Here is a 16,263-nt window from a genome sequence, read left to right on the forward strand (position 1 = left end):
GCTAGGCCCTCGGCGTTAAGACCTTGTTTAGGAGTTGAAGATCGGTTTAACAACGGTTGTCCTGGGCGGGAGGCAATTCGAACAAACATTCGATAGACTGCGGTCGTGGGCTGGTATGGGTTGGTTTAACGGCCCGCCGAGCTGGGCGGAAATGGAGCGCGTGCTCGACGGCAAGCCGCGCCATGCCGGCGTGCCGGTGGTACCCGGGGAGGACGCCCCCCTGTCGCCCAAGCGCGGAACCTACCGACCGCCGGACGACACCCGGGGGGCCCACTCGTCCGTTCCCTATGCCGAGCTGCACGCGCATTCGGCGTTCAGCTTCCTCGACGGGGCCAGCACGCCGGAGGAGCTGGTCGAGGAGGCCGCCCGGCTGGGGTTGCGTGCGCTGGCACTGACCGACCACGACGGCCTGTACGGGGCGGTGCGGTTCGCCGAAGCGGCCGCCGAACTCGAGCTGAACACCGTGTTCGGCGCCGAGCTGTCCCTGGGGCCAGGGGCCCGCACCGAGACGCCGGACCCGCCCGGCCCGCACCTGCTGGTGCTGGCCCGCGGCCCGGAGGGCTACCGGCGGCTGTCGCGGCAGCTGGCCGCGGCGCACCTGGCCGGCGGGGAGAAGGGCAAACCCCGCTACGACTTGGACGCGCTGACCGAGGCCGCCGGCGGGCACTGGCACATCCTGACCGGCTGCCGCAAAGGCCATGTGCGCCAAGCCCTGTCGCAAGGCCCGGACGCGGCGGGGCGGGCGCTGGCCGACCTGGTGGACCGGTTCGGCGCGGACCGGGTCAGCATCGAGTTGACCCACCACGGCCACCCGCTCGACGACGAACGCAACGCGGCGCTGGCCGCGCTGGCACCGCGCTTCGGCGTCGGCGTCGTCGCCACCACCGGGGCGCATTTCGCGGGGCCGTCGCGGCGCCGGCTGGCCATGGCGATGGGCGCGATCCGGGCGCGGCAGTCCCTGGACGCCGCCGCCGGGTGGCTGGCCCCGCTGGGCGGCTCGCATCTGCGGTCCGGCGAGGAGATGGCCCGGCTGTTCGGGCAGCGGCCCGAAGCGGTGACCGCCGCCGCCGAGCTCGGCGAACAGTGCGCGTTCGGGCTGGCGTTGATCGCGCCGCAGCTCCCGCCGTTCGACGTGCCCGCCGGGCACACCGAGGACAGCTGGCTGCGGCAGCTGACCATGGCCGGGGCGCGGGACCGCTACGGGCCGGCCGATGCCGCGCCGCGCGCCTACTCCCAGATCGAGCGTGAACTGAAAGTCATTGCGCAGCTGACATTTCCGGGTTACTTCCTGGTGGTGCACGACATCGCCCGGTTCTGCCGGAAGAACAACATCCTGTGTCAGGGCAGGGGATCGGCGGCCAATTCCGCGGTCTGTTATGCCCTGGGCGTCACCGCGGTGGATCCGGTGGCCAACGAGCTGTTGTTCGAGCGGTTTCTGTCGCCCGCCCGGGACGGGCCGCCCGACATCGACATGGACATCGAGTCGGACGAGCGCGAAAAGGTCATCCAGTACGTCTACGACAAATACGGCCGCGACTACGCCGCCCAGGTCGCCAACGTCATCACCTACCGGGGCCGGATCGCCGTGCGCGACATGGCCCGCGCCCTCGGCTTCTCGCAGGGTCAGCAGGACGCGTGGAGCAAGCAGATCAGCCACTGGAACGGCCTGGCGGACTCGCCCGACATAGAAGGCATCCCAGAGCCGGTGGTCGATCTGGCGAACCAGATTCGGAACCTGCCGCGGCACATGGGCATTCATTCCGGCGGCATGGTGATCTGTGACCGCCCGATCGCCGACGTGTGCCCGGTGGAGTGGGCGCGCATGGAGAACCGCAGCGTCCTGCAGTGGGACAAAGACGACTGTGCGGCAATCGGTTTGGTGAAGTTCGACCTGCTAGGGCTGGGCATGCTCTCGGCGCTGCACTACGCCATCGACCTGGTGGCCGAGCATAAGGGGATCGAGGTGGACCTGGCCAAACTCGACCTCTCCGAGCCGGCGGTGTACGAGATGCTGGCCCGCGCCGATTCCGTCGGCGTGTTTCAGGTGGAGTCGCGGGCGCAGATGGCGACCCTGCCGCGGCTGCGGCCGCGGATCTTCTACGACCTGGTGGTGGAGGTGGCGCTGATCCGCCCCGGACCCATCCAGGGCGGGTCGGTGCACCCCTACATCCGGCGGCGCAACGGTCTCGACCCGGTCACCTACGACCACCCGTCGATGGAGCCGGCGCTGCGAAAGACGCTGGGGGTGCCACTGTTTCAGGAGCAGTTGATGCAGCTGGCGGTCGACTGCGCCGGCTTTTCCGCCGCCGAGGCCGACCAGCTGCGGCGCGCGATGGGTTCCAAGCGTTCGACCGAACGCATGCGACGGCTGCGCGGCCGGTTCTACGACGGCATGCGCGCGCTGCACGGCGCCCCCGACGAGGTGATCGACCGGACCTACGAAAAGCTGGAGGCCTTCGCCAATTTCGGTTTCCCGGAAAGCCACGCGCTGTCCTTCGCGTCGCTGGTGTTCTACTCGTCGTGGTTCAAGCTGCACCACCCGGCGGCATTCTGCGCGGCGCTGCTGCGCGCGCAACCGATGGGCTTCTATTCGCCGCAGTCGCTGGTGGCCGACGCGCGCAGGCACGGCGTGACGGTGCACGGCCCGGACGTCAACGCCAGCCTGGCGCACGCCACGCTCGAGAACGCTGGAACAGAGGTCCGGCTGGGGTTGGGCGCGGTGCGCCACATCGGCGAAGACCTCGCCGAGCGGCTGGTCGAGGAGCGAAAAGCCAACGGTGCGTTCGCGTCTCTGCTGGATCTGACCACGCGGTTGCAATTGAGCGTGCCGCAGACCGAGGCGCTGGCCACGGCCGGGGCGCTGGGCTGCTTCGGCATGTCGCGGCGCGAGGCGCTGTGGGCGGCCGGGGCGGCCGCCACCCAGCGCCCGGACCGCCTGCCCGGGGTGGGCTCGTCGTCGCACGTCCCGGCGTTGCCCGGAATGAGTGAGCTGGAACTGGCCGCCGCGGACGTGTGGGCGACCGGCATCTCCCCGGACAGCTATCCGACGCAGTTCCTGCGGGTTGACCTGGACGCGATGGGCGTGGTTCCCGCCGGGAAGCTGCTCGACGTGCCCGACGGCGACCGGGTGCTGATCGCCGGTGCGGTGACCCACCGGCAGCGGCCCGGCACGGCCCAGGGGGTGACGTTCCTCAACCTCGAGGACGAGACCGGGATGGTCAACGTGCTGTGTACGCCGGCGGTGTGGGCGCGGCACCGCAAGCTGGCCAACACCGCACCGGCGATGCTGGTGCGCGGCCAGGTCCAAAACGCCAGCGGCGCCGTCACCGTCGTCGCCGAGCGGCTGGGCAGCATCACCCTGGCCGTCGGCTCGAAGTCCCGTGACTTCCGGTGAGCCTAAGCGTCTTGCGTTCGCGGCCTCAGAACGAGTAAATCCCGTGAACGCTCACGAACATGCCGTGACCGGTGCGGTCATTGGTGAACCGGGTGCCATGATCCGTCGGCAGCACCGTCCAACCCTGCAGGTGATACGTCTGGCCGTAATGCAGCACGATATCGCGATCGGGGTCGCCGACCATGCCCACGCCCAGGTATTGCAACTTGCCCGTGTCGTCGACCTCGGCCGCGTTGTTACCGAATCCTACTGGCAATTCCAAGGTTTGGCTCACGCATAGAACTTCGTGTGTTCCGATGGAACACCGCGTCCTTCCGGACTCGGTGTGCACATACAGGTAGTCTTCGGCGTTCGCCGGCTCACCGGATGTCGTAGCGAGCGCGAGCGTCAACGTCACTGCTGCGGCCCAAATAAACGGGCTGCCAAGCATTCTCATCTGCTTCATCCTTCGGCTGCTAGCTGACCCGGTTGTGCCGGTACGGGCATAGGTTCGCCGCTCTGCTTGACCAGCCGTCCGTGGATCCATTTGTCCACGCCGCCCCACTGTTGGTCCCAGTTGTAGTGAAGCGTCCAGTCATTGGTACGGCTGTAGAAATAGGTTCCCGCGAACACACTGCCCTGCAGACTGCCGTCCGGATTCACGGTGCCCCAGAGGTATTCATCGTGATACTGCTCGCAAAAGCCCCAAGGGGAGTAGCTCATCTTGCCGTGGAACTCGTTGAAAACGACACTGGTGACCTCCAGGGCCGCGGTGCCCTTGGAGCCGTCGTAGCACTGCGCATCTCCAAGCCACTTCCCGGGCAGGCCTTTGTCGCCGGTGGGCATCGCGTGGCTCGGCGTCCTGGACGCCCACCCCACGGCCACCACGATGAACACGACCAGCGCGAGCACACCGATGCGCTCGACGGCAGTAGCGTTGCCGCCCAATCGGTTCCGTGGTGAAACCCCGCAATGCGCATGAACGCTCGCACCCACGGATCGGTTGCCTGCCGGCATCAAAATCGCCCCCTCATCATATGGGTGTCCTGCAGAAAACTGCTGTTCGGGACGACTATCGCCGCATATCACGGGCCTGACGTAGGGCCGTTGGTCACAGACGCTTCGGCCATCGGTCCCGATTCGTCGAGCGAAACGAAACCCCTGATTGCGGCATCGGTAGTCTCCAAGCATGACCCTCAACTTGTCCGTCGACGAAGTCCTCACCACCACCCGCTCGGTCCGCAAACGTCTCGACTTCGACAAGCCGGTCGGCCGCGAGGTGCTGATGGAATGCCTCGACCTGGCGCTGCAGGCCCCGACAGGATCCAATTCGCAGGGCTGGCAATGGGTGTTCGTCGAGGACGCGGAGAAGAAGAAGGCGATCGGCGAGGTGTATCTGGCCAACGCCCGCGACTACCTCAGCGCGCCGGCGCCGCAATACGGCGAGGGGGACACCCGCGGCGATCGGATGGACAAGGTCCGCGATTCCGCGACCTACCTCGCCGAGCACATGCACGAGGCGCCGGTGTTGTTGATCCCCTGCATCGAAGGCCGTGACGACAAGTCGCCGTTGGGTGGGGTGTCGTTCTGGGCCTCGCTGTTCCCGGCGGTCTGGAGTTTCTGCCTGGCGTTGCGCTCCCGCGGGCTGGGCTCATGCTGGACGACGTTGCACCTACTGCGCGACGGCGAGCAGCAGGTGGCCGACGTGCTGGGCATTCCCTACGACAAGTACAGCCAGGGCGGGCTGTTCCCGATCGCCTACACCAAGGGCACCGACTTCCGCCCCGCCAAGCGGTTGCCCGCCGAGCAGGTCACGCATTGGGACGCTTGGTAATCAGGTCTGAAGCGGCCACACCTCGACGATCCCGTGCGCGACCGCGCAGGGCGTTTGACTCACCCGCTCGATCGCCGCGTCGAGATCGTCTGCCTCCAACACCGCGAACCCGGCGATCGGCATCGCCGATCGGAGGAAGGGGCCCTGCTCGATCCGTACCCCTGCACCGTCCGGGTTGCGCACCTGCACGGGGTCTCCGGCTCGGGCGACGAACGCGCCGGACGCGCTGAGTTCGTCGTCGCGGGCGTGCGCGGACTGTCGGCGGTCGTCGCTCAACTGGAGGTATCCGGCTTCTTCGCCGTAACCGATCGTGATGAAGGTTGCCATGTCACTGCTGACTCGCGCCGCGCCCGGAACTCATCGCTTAGAGCGCCCCGTCATAGCCGTGCTGCCGCCAGGCCTCGTACACGGCGACGGCCGCCGCGTTGGACAGGTTCAGCGAGCGGCGGCCGGCCAGCATGGGGATCCGCACCTGCTCGGTGATGTGCGCGTCGGCCAGCGTCTCCGCGTCCAGCCCGGTGGGTTCGGGCCCGAACATCAACACGTCGCCCGCCCGGTAGCGGACGTCGGCGAACGAGGTGGGCGCGTGCGAGGTGAACGCGATCACCCGGGCCGGCGCGAGCGCCTCCCAGGCGGCCTCGAGTGAGGCATGGACGGTGACCGACGCGAGGTCGTGATAGTCCAGCCCGGCCCGCCGCACCTTCGGTTCGGACAGGTCGAAGCCCATCGGCTCGACGAGATGCAATTCGCAGCCCGTCGCCGCCGCCGTCCGGATCGCATTGCCCGTGTTAGGGGCGACGCGCGGGGAGTAGAACATCAGCTTGAACACAACGCGATAATGGTCGCATGGTCGAGCAGAGCATCTGGATGCAGAAAGTCGCTGCCGATCCCGGACATTCGCAGTGGTACATCGAGCGGTTCCGCGCCATGGCCCGCGCCGGTGACGACCTGGCCGGCGAGGCCCGCTTCGTGGACGCGATAGCGCCAAGGGGCGCCCGGATCCTCGACGCGGGTTGCGGCCCCGGTCGGCTGGGCGGTTACCTGGCCGCCGCCGGTGACCACGTCGTCGGCGTCGACGTCGATCCGGCGCTCATCGAAGCCGCCGAGCAGGATCATCCCGGCCCGCGCTGGCTCGTCGGCGACCTCGCCGAACTGGACCTGCCGGCCCGCGGCATCGCCGAGCCGTTCGACGTGATCGTGTCCGCCGGCAACGTGATGACGTTTCTCGCCCCCAGCACCCGGGGGCGGGTGCTGGGCCGGCTGCGCGCCCACCTCAAGGGTGACGGCCGGGCGGCCATCGGCTTCGGCGCCGGCCGCGATTACGCGTTCGCCGCCTTCCTCGACGACGCCGCGGCCGCCGGCTTCGCGCCGGATCTGCTGCTCTCCACCTGGGACCTGCGACCGTTCACCGATGACTCGGATTTCCTCGTCGCGGTCCTCCGCCCGGCATAGCTTGCCGGCGGGCGGGTTTGCCAGAATCGTCGGCCCGTGCGCGGGTCCACCTTGGAGGGACCTGTCTGCTCAGTAACGATTCTGGTGACCTGGGCCGCGGGCTGTCATACTCGTCGGATTGCCACGTTGACGCGCTCGCGCCCATCTGGCGTGGTACGGGTGGATAAAGCAGGAAGTCTCATGAGCCTCTCGATTTCTCGGGCGCTGACCATCAGCGCGGCGGCCGGTCGCACGGCCGTGGCGACATGACCATGTTCGCCCGCCCGGCCAACCCGGCCGAGGCGGCCGCCTCCGAGTCCTCGCAGCCGCACGCCACCGACCCGGTGCCGGACAAACGGCCGCCGACCTGGTCGCTGAGCAACTGGCCGGTCCGGTGGAAAGTGCTGGCGATTGTGCTGGTCCCGCTGGTGTTGGCGACGGTGTTCGGGGTGCTGCGCATCGAGGGCGCGATGGCGAACGCGGGCGGTCTGCGGCTTGCCGCCGCCCGCGCCGACGTGGTCCCGGTGGTCACCAAATACATGTCCGCCCTGGACGTCGCCCTGATGGCGGGCAGCACCGGGCGCGACGTGGAGGGGGCCAAGAAGAACTTCGAGGCGCGCAAGTACGAGTTGGACACGCGGCTGAACGACACCGACGTGAGCGCCGAAGTGCGGTCGGGCGTGAACAACCTGCTCGACGGCGGTCAGATGCTGGTGAACAAGGCGTCCGACAACGGCCTCGGTTTGCGGGAGCGGGTGACCCTGTATGCCCCCATCCTGCTGACCGCGGAGGACGTCATCAACGCGTCGGTGCGCGTCGACGACGAGAAGATCCGCGCGCAGACCGAGGGGCTGAGCCGGGCGGTCGGGGCGCGCGGGCAGATGACGATGCAGAAGATCCTCGTCACCCGCGGCGCCGAGCTGCCCGAGCCGCAACTGCGGACCTCGATGATCACCCTGGCCGGGACCGAGCCGTCGACCCTGTTCGGGATGAGCGAGGTGCTCGGCGCCGGATCGCCCGAAGCCAAGACGCTGCAGCAGCAGCTGGTGGCCCGGATGGCGATCATGTCCGATCCGGCCAGCGTGCTCGTCGACAACGCCGACCTGCTGCGCTCGATCCAGGCCACCGACGACATCGCCGAGCAGGTCATCAAGGACGCCACCGCATCGGTGACCAAGTCGGTGCACGCGCAGGCCGCCGACAAGCGCAACGCCGCGATCCTGGACACCATCCTGGTGCTGGCCGCGATCGTCATCGCACTGGTCGTCGTGTTGCTGGTGGCGCGCGCGCTGGTGCGGCCGCTGCGCATCCTGCGTGACGGCGCCCTCAAGGTGGCCCACACCGACCTCGAGGAGGAGATCGCCCGGGTCAAGGCGGGCGGCGCCGAGCCGACGCCGCAACCGCTGCCGGTGTACACCACCGAGGAGATCGGCCAGGTCGCCCACGCCGTGGACGAACTGCACACCCAGGCCCTGCTGCTGGCCGGTGACGAGGCGCGGTTGCGACTGCTGGTCAACGACATGTTCGAGACCATGTCGCGGCGCAGCCGGTCGCTGGTCGACCAGCAGCTGTCGCTCATCGACCGGCTGGAGCGCAACGAGGAGGACCCCGAACGCCTGGACAGCCTGTTCCGGCTGGACCACCTCGCCGCCCGGCTGCGCCGCAACAGCGCCAACCTGCTGGTGCTCGCCGGCGCGCAGCTGGCCCGCGACCAGCGCGACCCGGTGCCGCTGTCGACGGTGCTCAACGCCGCGGTGTCCGAGGTCGAGGACTACCGCCGCGTCGAAGTCGCCGGACTGCCCGACAACAGCACGCTGATCGGCGCGGCCGCCGGCGGCGCCATCCATCTGTTCGCCGAGCTGATCGACAACGCCCTGCGCTACTCACCGCCCTCGACGCCCGTGCGGGTCTCGGCGGCCCGCGGCGGCGACGGGGGAGTCGTGGTGCGGATCGCCGACTCCGGCCTGGGCATGAACGACACCGATCGCCGCATGGCGAACATGCGGCTGCAGGCCGGGGGCGAGGTCAGCCCCGACAACGCCCGCCACATGGGGCTTTTCGTGGTCGGCCGGATCGCGGCCCGGCACGGCATCCGGGTGGGGCTGCGCGGTCCGGCGGCCAACGAGACGGGCTCCGGCACCACCGCGGAGATCTACCTGCCGCCGACCATCCTCGAGGGCGCGGCCCGGCCCGTCCGAGCGACGCGGATCCGGGCGGTTTCGTCCCCCAGCGCACAACTCGCCGCGCCGGCCGAGGAACGCAGGCCCGAGCCGGCGATCCAGCACGCCGCCGAGGATCCCGTACCGCCGGTCACGCTGCTGCCTCGCCGCAACCCCGGTTCCAGCGGCATCACCGAGGTGCCCGCCGACGAGCAGCCCCAGCGGCACCGGCGCGAACTCCCCACCCCGTGGTGGGAGAGCGGCACCCCGGCGGAGCCGGATCCCAAACCCGCGCCGGCGCGGACGGCGTCGGACACGTCGGCGTTCTTCGCCGCGCGGTCGCGGGAGGCCGACAAGCCGGCAGCCCCCGCCCCGAGCGCGCCCGGCCCGTCGATTCCGGCCGCGCCCAAGAGCGACAGCCCCCCGGCCGACGACGACGTGATCTACCGGCGGATGCTGTCGGAGATGCTCGGCGACCCCCACGACCTGGTCAACAGTCCCGACCTGGACTGGCAGTCGGTGTGGGACCGCGGTTGGACGCTGGCCGCGGCGGCCGAGGACAAGCCCGTCGAATCGCGCACCGCCGAGCACGGCCTGCCGGTCCGCACGCCCGGCGCCCGGCTGGTGCCCGGGACGGCCAACGGGACGGGCCTGCCCGACCAGGACCAGCCGGGCGAGGAAGGCCAAGGAACCAACGGCGGCACTCACTCCGATCGCGAGCCGCAGCACGCCGCGGCGGCGCGCGATCCCGAGGCGGTTCGCGCCTCCTTCAGTAACCACTTCGGCGGCGTGCGCACCGGCCGGTCGCACGCGCGCGACACGACTCAAGGGCCCGATCAGGAATGACTTCACCTGACAATCCCCCGCAAGCGGGCGGTACCCCCCCGCTGGACTGGCTGGTGACGCGGTTCGCCCGCGAGGTTCCCGGTGTGGCGCACGCCTTGCTGGTCTCCGTCGACGGGCTGCCCCTCGCCGCCAGCGAGCACCTCCCACGCGAGCGCGCCGACCAGCTGGCCGCGGTGGCCTCAGGTCTGGCCAGCCTCGCGACCGGCGCCGCGCAGCTGTTCGAGGGCGGCCAGGTGCTGCAGTCGGTGGTCGAGATGCAACACGGCTACCTGCTGTTGATGCGCGTCGGCGACGGCTCGCACCTGGCCACGCTCGCCGCCACGTCGTGTGACATCGGTCAAATCGGCTACGAGATGGCCATCCTGGTCGAGCGGGTCGGGGGTGTGGTGCAGTCCACCCGCCGGTCTGGCGTCTCGTGAGCCGCGATGGACGAACGCGAACCCCGGCCGGGCGCACGTAGAGGGAATCTGGTCCGCCCGTACACCCTGACCTCCGGGCGGACCGGCACCGACGTCGACCTTCCCGTGGAAGCGCCGATTCAGACGCTGCAGGCCGGCCTGGCTTACCGGTGGCCACCCGACGACGCGAAAGGCAAGATCATCCAACTCTGTGTGGGCAGTCCGTCGGTCGCGGAGATCTCCGCCCGGCTGGATTTGCCGCTCGGTGTCACGCGCGTCCTGGTCGGCGATCTGGTTTTGTCCGGCTACCTTCGGGTGCATAGGACGTTGTCCGAGCGTTCGACCTCCGATGAGCGCCACGAACTGATAGGAAGGACGCTGCGTGGCCTTAAGGCACTCTGAGGCGCACTCCGAGATGTACTCCGACTCCGCCCACGCCTCCACGAAGATCGTCATCGCGGGTGGGTTCGGTGCCGGCAAGACGACGTTCGTCGGGGCGGTGTCGGAGATCATGCCGTTGCGCACCGAGGCGATGCTCACCGACGCCTCGACCGCCGTCGACGCGCTGGAGGCCACCCCGGACAAGCGGACCACCACCGTCGCGATGGACTTCGGCCGGATCACGCTGGACGAGGACCTCGTGCTCTACCTGTTCGGCACGCCGGGGCAGCGCCGGTTCTGGTTCATGTGGGACGACCTGGTTCGCGGCGCCATCGGGGCGATCGTGCTGGTGGATTGCCGGCGCCTGGAGGACAGCTTCGCCGCGGTCGACTTCTTCGAGCACCGCAACCTGCCGTTCCTGGTCGCGGTCAACGAGTTCGATGGCGCGCCGCGCTACCCCGTTGCGGAGGTGCGCGAGGCGCTCACCTTGCCCGCGCACATCCCGATGATCACGGTCGACGCCCGGGATCGCCGGTCGGCGACCGATGCGCTGATCGCGGTCAGCGAATACGCTCTGGCCAGCCTGACGGCCAGTTGAGCACGCGGTGGGTTGATCGTCACTTCGAAGGCCACGACTTCACCGATGAGGACCTCAGCCGGTGGCAGACCGAACGGGTCGTGTTCGACGAGTGCAACTTCAGCAGCGCCAACCTGGCCGAGTCGCAGCACCGCGGGTCGGCGTTCCGCAATTGCACGTTCCAGCGAACTTCGTTGTGGCACAGCGAGTTCGCGCAATGCAGCATGTTGGGCTCGATCTTCGTGCAGTGCCGGATGCGGCCGATCGCCTTCGACGAGGTGGACTTCACGCTCGCGGTGCTCGGCGGTAACGACCTGCGCGGCGTCGACCTGAGCGGCTGCCGGTTGCGGGAGGCCAGCCTTGTGGAGGCGGACCTGCGCAAGGCGGTGTTGCGCGGCGCCGACCTGTCCGGCGCGCGGACGACGGGCGCCCGGCTCGACGACGCCGACCTGCGCGGCGCGACCGTGGATGCCTCGTTGTGGAGGACCGCGTCGCTGTCGGGTGCCCGCGTCGACGTCGGCCAGGCGGTGGCCTTCGCGGCGGCTCAGGGCCTGCGCCTCGACGGCTGATCGGCTCAGTGCTTGAGCCGGATGCGCCAGCGCACCAGCGCGGCATAGCCGACCGACAACACCGCGAGCATGCCCATGTCGAACAGCCAGGCCCCCGACGTGTGCTGGAAGTGGCTGTCCCGCGGGCTCTGCGGGCCGGGCGCCACCGTCCACAGGTCGACCGTCGACGCCTGCGCGGCGTACCCCCAACGCGAGGGCACCGCCCAGGACAGCTGGTCGAGGAAGATTCGGTTGGTGACCGGCACCATCCCGCCGGACAGCACCATCTGCCCCATGAGCGACACCACCAGCAGCGGCATGATCTGCTCGTTGGAGCGCGCCAGCGCCGACAGCAGCAGGCCCAGCATCGCGGCGGCCACACACGTCGCCGCGACGGTGACGAACAGCTCGAGGGTGGGGTTGCCGAGCAGCACGGCCGGCCGCTTCGGGGTGCCCTTGCCGGCCACCACGATGGCGGTGGCGATGGCCGCCTGGATGACGGCGAACACGCAGAACACCGCGATCTTCGCCAGCAGATAGGCGGTCGTCGACAGCCCGACCGCCTGCTCCCGCCGGAAGATCGGGCGCTCGCCGATGAGGTCGCGGATCGTCAGCGCGGTGCCCATGAACGCCGCTGCCATGGTGAGCAGCGTCAGGATCGTCCCGGCCTCGCCGGCCGAATCGCTCGTCGGGTCGGCGTAGCCGAAACCGTTGTGGCCGGGAACGGTCAGCGACAGCGCGCCCATCACGAACGGCAGCAGCGCCAGGAACACGAAGTAGGCGCGGTCGGAGACGACCAGGCGAACCTGGCGGCGGGCGACGGTGGAGAACTGGTGGCGCATGCTGGTGCGCGGCGCGACGCCGAGGTCGGCGGGCGCCTCCGTTTCCGGGGGCGGCGGGGGTTTGTTCTGCGCCAGGAAGCGGCGGTTGGCCTCGTCGGGGTCGGCGCCCACCTTCGCAAAAATCTGCGCCCAGTTGGTGGTCCCCATGACCGTCCCGATCTGGTCGGGCGGCCCCAGGAAGGCCGTCTTGCCGCCGGGCGCCATCAGCAGCACCTGGTCGCAGACGTCCAGGTAGGTCAGCGAGTGGGTGACCACCAGCACCACCCGGCCGGCGTCGGCCAGCTGGCGCAGCATCGTCATGACCTGAAGGTCCAGCGCCGGGTCCAGACCGGACGTCGGCTCGTCGAGGATCAGCAGCGACGGCCCGGTGAGCAGTTCGAGCGCCACCGAGGCACGCTTGCGCTGCCCACCGGAAAGCTTGTCCACCCGGGTGTCCGCGTGCTGCGTCAGCCCCAGCTCGTCGAGCACCTGCGCGACGACCTCTTCCCGGTCGGCCTTGGTGGTGTCGGGCGGCAGCCGCAGCTCGGCCGCGTAGCCGAGGGCCTGGTTGACCGTGAGCTGGCGGTGCACCACGTCGTCCTGGGGGACCATCCCGATCCTGGTCCGCAGCGACGCGTACTCGGTGTGGATGTTGTGGCCCTCGAACGTGACCAGCCCGGAGGTCGGGGTGGCGTACCCGGCGATCAGCCGCGACAGCGTGGTCTTGCCGGCGCCAGACCCGCCGATGAGTGCGGTCAGCGTGCCCGGGCGGGCCGTCATGGAAATCTTTTCGAGCAGGTTCTTGCCGTTGACGCTGAAGTCGACGCCACGCACCTCCAGGCCGCCGGTTCGCGTGGCCGCCTCCTGGCGGCGGACCAGGATGCCGCCGGAGAACACCAGGTCGACGTTGCCGATGGTCACCACGTCGCCCTCGGACAGCACCGCGGACGCGGCCTTGACCCCGTTGACGAAGGTGCCGTTGCTGCTGTTGGCGTCGCGGATCTCGGGGCCCGCCGGCGTCGGCGTCAGGAACGCGTGGTGGCGCGACGCCAGCACGTCGTGAATGACGATGTCGTTGTCGAGGGCGCGACCGATCCAGGCCGCGCGCCCGGGCCGCTCGGTCCCCCGCTCGGAATCGGGACCCAGGTTCTTCACCCGCGTGGTCGGGAACTCCGCCACCTGGCCGCTCACGCCGATCTGGGTCGGCTGAATGAGCTCCGGCGACCCGCCCGTCTGCGGTACCGAACGGGTCGCGGCGTCCGGCCGGACGATCGGTACGGCGGTGGTGCGGTGCGGCCCCTCCCACGGGTGCGGGCGCGACGGCTGCGCCGGTGGTTGCCGCGGTGGCGCCGGTGGCCGCTGGCCGGCCGGCTGCGCACGCACCGGCTGGGCGTCGCTGGGCGGCGAGATGACCGGGATCGACTCCGTGGTCGGCGGGAGCATGCCCACGGCCCCGGTGTGGTGGCCGATTTCGAAGGTGATCCGGGGGCCGTCGGGCTTGCCGATGTTGACGGTCTGGCCGTCCTCGATGTCGACCAGCGGCACCCGCTGGCCGTTCGCGTACACCCCGTTCAGCGAATTGTTGTCCAGCGCAATCCACTTGCCGCGATCGAAGCGCAGCAGCAGGTGCGAGCGGGCGACCAGTGGATGCGCCACCCGCAAGTCCGCGCGCAGGTCGCTCCCGACGACCACGTCGCGGCCGGCCGCGAAGCTGCCCTTCGATCGGTCGGATCGAACAGTGAGGACGGGCGCCGCGGCTTGAGTCATCTCAGCGTTTCAGCCGGATGTGCCATCGGACGAAGCCGGTGTAGGCGGCGGACAGGAACGCGAGCATCGCCATGTCGAACACGAAGATGTGTTTCGAGTGCTGCCAGATCGGGTCGTTGGTGGGGATCTGTTTGACCTTCACCAGCGACGGAAAGTCGATCGACGACGCACCCGCGGCGTAGCCCCAGCGGGCCGGTGTCAGCCACGCGAGCTCCTCGAGGCCGAAGCGCTGATAGACCGGGATCATGCCGCTGGAAAACACCAGCTGCGACATGATCGACACCACGAGCAGCGGCATGATCTGTTCGTTGGACTGCGCCACGGCCGACAACAGCAGGCCCAGCATCGCCGACGCCACACAGGTGCCCGCGACGGTGACGAACAGCGAGAAGGTGGAGTTGCCGAAGAACGGCGGGTGGGCCGTCGGCGCACCCTTGCCCAGCCGCACGATCATCGTCGCCACCGCCGCCTGCATCGTCGCGAAGACGCAGAACACCGCGATCTTTGCCAGCAGGTAGGCGGTGGTGGACAGCCCGACGGCCTGCTCCCGCCGGAAGATCGCGCGCTCGCCGATCAGGTCGCGGATCGTCAGCGCGGTGCCCATGAAGACTGCGCCGATGTTCAGCAGCACCATGATGTACTGCGGCTGCGTGGGGGCGATGCCCAGCGGATCGGCCGGGCCGAGGCCGGGGTGGGGGCCTTTCACCGTCAGCGACAACGCGCCGATGAGGAACGGCAGGATCGCCAGGAAGATCGTGTAACCGCGGTCGGATACGACGAGGCGCACCTGGCGGCGGGCGATCGTGGACAGCTGCCGCCACAGGTCGGTCCTCGGCGGTTCGCCCAGGTCGGCCGGGCTCTGCGGGGACGGCGCCTGGGACTGCTGCTGATTGCGCTCCTTGAACCGGCGGTTGGCCTCGTCGGGATCGGCGCCCACCTTCGCGAAGATGTCGGCCCAGTTGCGGGTGCCCATGGCCGCCTCGACCTGATCGGGTGGCCCGCAGAACGCGGTCTTGCCGCCCGGCGCGACCAGCAGGATCTGATCGCACACGTCCAGGTAGGACACCGAGTGCGTCACCACCAACACCGTGCGTCCGGCGTCGGCGAGCTGGCGCAGCATCAGCATGACCTGACGGTCCAGCGCCGGGTCCAGGCCGGAGGTCGGCTCGTCGAGCAGCAGCAGGGAGGGCTGGGTGAGCAGCTCGAGGGCCACCGAGGCGCGTTTGCGCTGGCCGCCCGACAGCTTGTCGACCCGGGTCTCGGCGTGCTTGGTCATGTCGAGTTCTTCGAGGACCTGGGCGACGATCTGAGCCCTCTCGGCTTTGCTGGTGTCGGGGGGCAGTCGCAGCTCGGCGGCGTAGTTCAGGGCCTGGTTGACGGTCAGTTGGCGGTGCACGACGTCGTCCTGCGGGACCATTCCGATCCTGCTGCGCATCGAGGCGTACTCGGCGTGGATGTCGTGACCCTCGAAGGTCACCGTGCCCGAAGTGGGGCTGGTGTAGCCCACGATCAGCCGCGACAGCGTGGTCTTACCGGCACCCGAACCGCCGATGATGGCCGTCAGCGTGCCGGGCCGGGCGGTCAGCGAGATGTGGTCGAGCAGCTGCTTTCCGTGGTCGACGGTGTAGCACACGGAGTTCACTTCCAGGCCGCCGGTGCGCGTCGCGGCCTCGGTGCGGCGGAGCAGCTCACCGCGGGTGAACACCAGGTCGACGTTTCCGATGGTGACCACGTCGCCCTCGGTCAGCACCGCGGACCCCACCCGCACACCGTTGACGAAGGTGCCGTTGACGCTGTGGGCGTCGCGGATCTCGGTGCCCAGCTGCGTCTGGGTCAGGAACGCGTGATGGCGGGACGCGAGGACGTCCTGGATGACGACGTCGTTGTCGGTGGAACGGCCGATGGTCAGCGCGCCGGAAGGCTTCTGGATAGCCCCGGTTCGCGAAGGCCTGAGCGCGTGGAACATCTTCGTCGCCAGGTTGGCCACCTCGGGCGGCTTGGCGCTGGTGGGTGACATCCGGGTCTCCGGCGCCGGCATCTGCGGGTGCGGCTGGAAACTGGGGGGCGGTGCCGGTGCGGCCGGTGTAGGTGTCTCTTATACACATCTGACGCTGCCGACGATCGCATA

Annotated in this window: 13 protein-coding genes and 1 pseudogene; 8 read left to right on the forward strand and 6 right to left on the reverse strand. The window is 69.5% G+C overall.

Annotated elements, in window-relative coordinates; translation table 11 throughout:
* Positions 1-115 precede the first annotated feature (115 nt).
* The gene (locus A5781_RS03900) at positions 116-3,394 is read left to right on the forward strand and encodes an error-prone DNA polymerase (RefSeq protein ID WP_067201455.1); all 3,279 of its coding nucleotides are present in this window, start codon (positions 116-118) and stop codon (positions 3,392-3,394) included.
* Positions 3,395-3,419: 25 nt separating this feature from the next.
* Here the strand turns inward: A5781_RS03900 and A5781_RS03905 are convergent, their stop codons facing one another.
* Together A5781_RS03905 and A5781_RS03910 are read right to left on the reverse strand one after the other, a co-directional pair.
* Positions 3,420-3,668: a hypothetical protein gene (locus A5781_RS03905; protein ID WP_067201458.1), complete on the reverse strand. Its 249-nt coding sequence runs from the start codon at positions 3,666-3,668 to the stop codon at positions 3,420-3,422.
* A 167-nt stretch (positions 3,669-3,835) separates the two neighbouring features.
* Positions 3,836-4,321 carry a hypothetical protein gene (locus tag A5781_RS03910; protein WP_067201461.1) on the reverse strand — a complete coding sequence of 162 codons (486 nt, stop codon included), beginning with the start codon at positions 4,319-4,321 and terminating at the stop codon, positions 3,836-3,838.
* Between the two features lie 241 nt (positions 4,322-4,562).
* Between A5781_RS03910 and A5781_RS03915 the strand changes: the two genes are divergently transcribed.
* Entirely contained in the window at positions 4,563-5,207 is a 645-nt protein-coding gene (locus tag A5781_RS03915) for a nitroreductase family protein (protein ID WP_067201464.1), read from the forward strand.
* Here the strand turns inward: A5781_RS03915 and A5781_RS03920 are convergent, their stop codons facing one another.
* Positions 5,208-5,534, reverse strand: coding sequence for a YciI family protein (locus A5781_RS03920; RefSeq protein WP_067201467.1), 327 nt, complete (start codon positions 5,532-5,534; stop codon positions 5,208-5,210).
* A gap of 37 nt (positions 5,535-5,571) precedes the next feature.
* Positions 5,572-6,036: a tRNA (cytidine(34)-2'-O)-methyltransferase gene (locus A5781_RS03925; RefSeq protein ID WP_067201470.1), complete on the reverse strand. Its 465-nt coding sequence runs from the start codon at positions 6,034-6,036 to the stop codon at positions 5,572-5,574.
* Between the two features lie 17 nt (positions 6,037-6,053).
* Here A5781_RS03925 and A5781_RS03930 point away from each other — a divergent pair, with 17 nt between their 5' ends.
* From A5781_RS03930 to A5781_RS03955, 6 genes are all read left to right on the forward strand, one after another.
* On the forward strand, positions 6,054-6,659 hold the full coding sequence (locus A5781_RS03930) for a bifunctional 2-polyprenyl-6-hydroxyphenol methylase/3-demethylubiquinol 3-O-methyltransferase UbiG (RefSeq protein ID WP_067201473.1): 606 nt from the start codon (positions 6,054-6,056) through the stop codon (positions 6,657-6,659).
* A gap of 245 nt (positions 6,660-6,904) precedes the next feature.
* A complete protein-coding gene (locus tag A5781_RS03935) occupies positions 6,905-9,643 on the forward strand; it encodes a sensor histidine kinase (protein ID WP_067201476.1) in 2,739 nt (912 codons plus the stop codon).
* Positions 9,640-10,062, forward strand: coding sequence for a roadblock/LC7 domain-containing protein (locus A5781_RS03940; RefSeq protein WP_067201480.1), 423 nt, complete (start codon positions 9,640-9,642; stop codon positions 10,060-10,062). Before A5781_RS03935 ends, A5781_RS03940 begins: the two co-directional genes overlap by 4 nt.
* Positions 10,063-10,068: 6 nt before the next feature.
* Positions 10,069-10,443 carry a DUF742 domain-containing protein gene (locus A5781_RS03945; protein ID WP_067201483.1) on the forward strand — a complete coding sequence of 125 codons (375 nt, stop codon included), beginning with the start codon at positions 10,069-10,071 and terminating at the stop codon, positions 10,441-10,443.
* Entirely contained in the window at positions 10,424-11,020 is a 597-nt protein-coding gene (locus tag A5781_RS03950; protein WP_156622592.1) for an ATP/GTP-binding protein, read from the forward strand. The genes A5781_RS03945 and A5781_RS03950 overlap by 20 nt, the downstream gene beginning before the upstream one ends.
* On the forward strand, positions 11,017-11,568 hold the full coding sequence (locus A5781_RS03955) for a pentapeptide repeat-containing protein (RefSeq protein WP_067201489.1): 552 nt from the start codon (positions 11,017-11,019) through the stop codon (positions 11,566-11,568). The genes A5781_RS03950 and A5781_RS03955 overlap by 4 nt, the downstream gene beginning before the upstream one ends.
* Before the next feature lie 5 nt (positions 11,569-11,573).
* Here the strand turns inward: A5781_RS03955 and A5781_RS03960 are convergent, their stop codons facing one another.
* Both A5781_RS03960 and A5781_RS03965 read right to left on the reverse strand, forming a co-directional pair.
* Positions 11,574-14,135: an ATP-binding cassette domain-containing protein gene (locus tag A5781_RS03960; RefSeq protein WP_067201492.1), complete on the reverse strand. Its 2,562-nt coding sequence runs from the start codon at positions 14,133-14,135 to the stop codon at positions 11,574-11,576.
* Between the two features lies 1 nt (position 14,136).
* Positions 14,137-16,221, reverse strand: a pseudogene (locus A5781_RS03965) (ATP-binding cassette domain-containing protein); the annotation flags it as partial.
* Positions 16,222-16,263: the final 42 nt, after the last annotated feature.

The organism is Mycobacterium sp. 852002-30065_SCH5024008, assembly GCF_001665645.1.
GTDB lineage: Bacteria > Actinomycetota > Actinomycetes > Mycobacteriales > Mycobacteriaceae > Mycobacterium > Mycobacterium paraffinicum.

Excerpts from the sequence above, each read along its gene's own strand:
- A5781_RS03900 (WP_067201455.1), top strand. The coding sequence starts at position 116 with ATGGGTTGGTTTAACGGCCCGCCGAGCTGGGCGGAAATGGAGCGCGTG.
- A5781_RS03915 (WP_067201464.1), top strand. The coding sequence starts at position 4,563 with ATGACCCTCAACTTGTCCGTCGACGAAGTCCTCACCACCACCCGCTCG.
- A5781_RS03920 (WP_067201467.1), bottom strand. The coding sequence starts at position 5,534 with ATGGCAACCTTCATCACGATCGGTTACGGCGAAGAAGCCGGATACCTC.
- A5781_RS03930 (WP_067201473.1), top strand. The coding sequence starts at position 6,054 with ATGGTCGAGCAGAGCATCTGGATGCAGAAAGTCGCTGCCGATCCCGGA.
- A5781_RS03935 (WP_067201476.1), top strand. The coding sequence starts at position 6,905 with ATGACCATGTTCGCCCGCCCGGCCAACCCGGCCGAGGCGGCCGCCTCC.
- A5781_RS03940 (WP_067201480.1), top strand. The coding sequence starts at position 9,640 with ATGACTTCACCTGACAATCCCCCGCAAGCGGGCGGTACCCCCCCGCTG.
- A5781_RS03945 (WP_067201483.1), top strand. The coding sequence starts at position 10,069 with ATGGACGAACGCGAACCCCGGCCGGGCGCACGTAGAGGGAATCTGGTC.
- A5781_RS03960 (WP_067201492.1), bottom strand. The coding sequence starts at position 14,135 with ATGACTCAAGCCGCGGCGCCCGTCCTCACTGTTCGATCCGACCGATCG.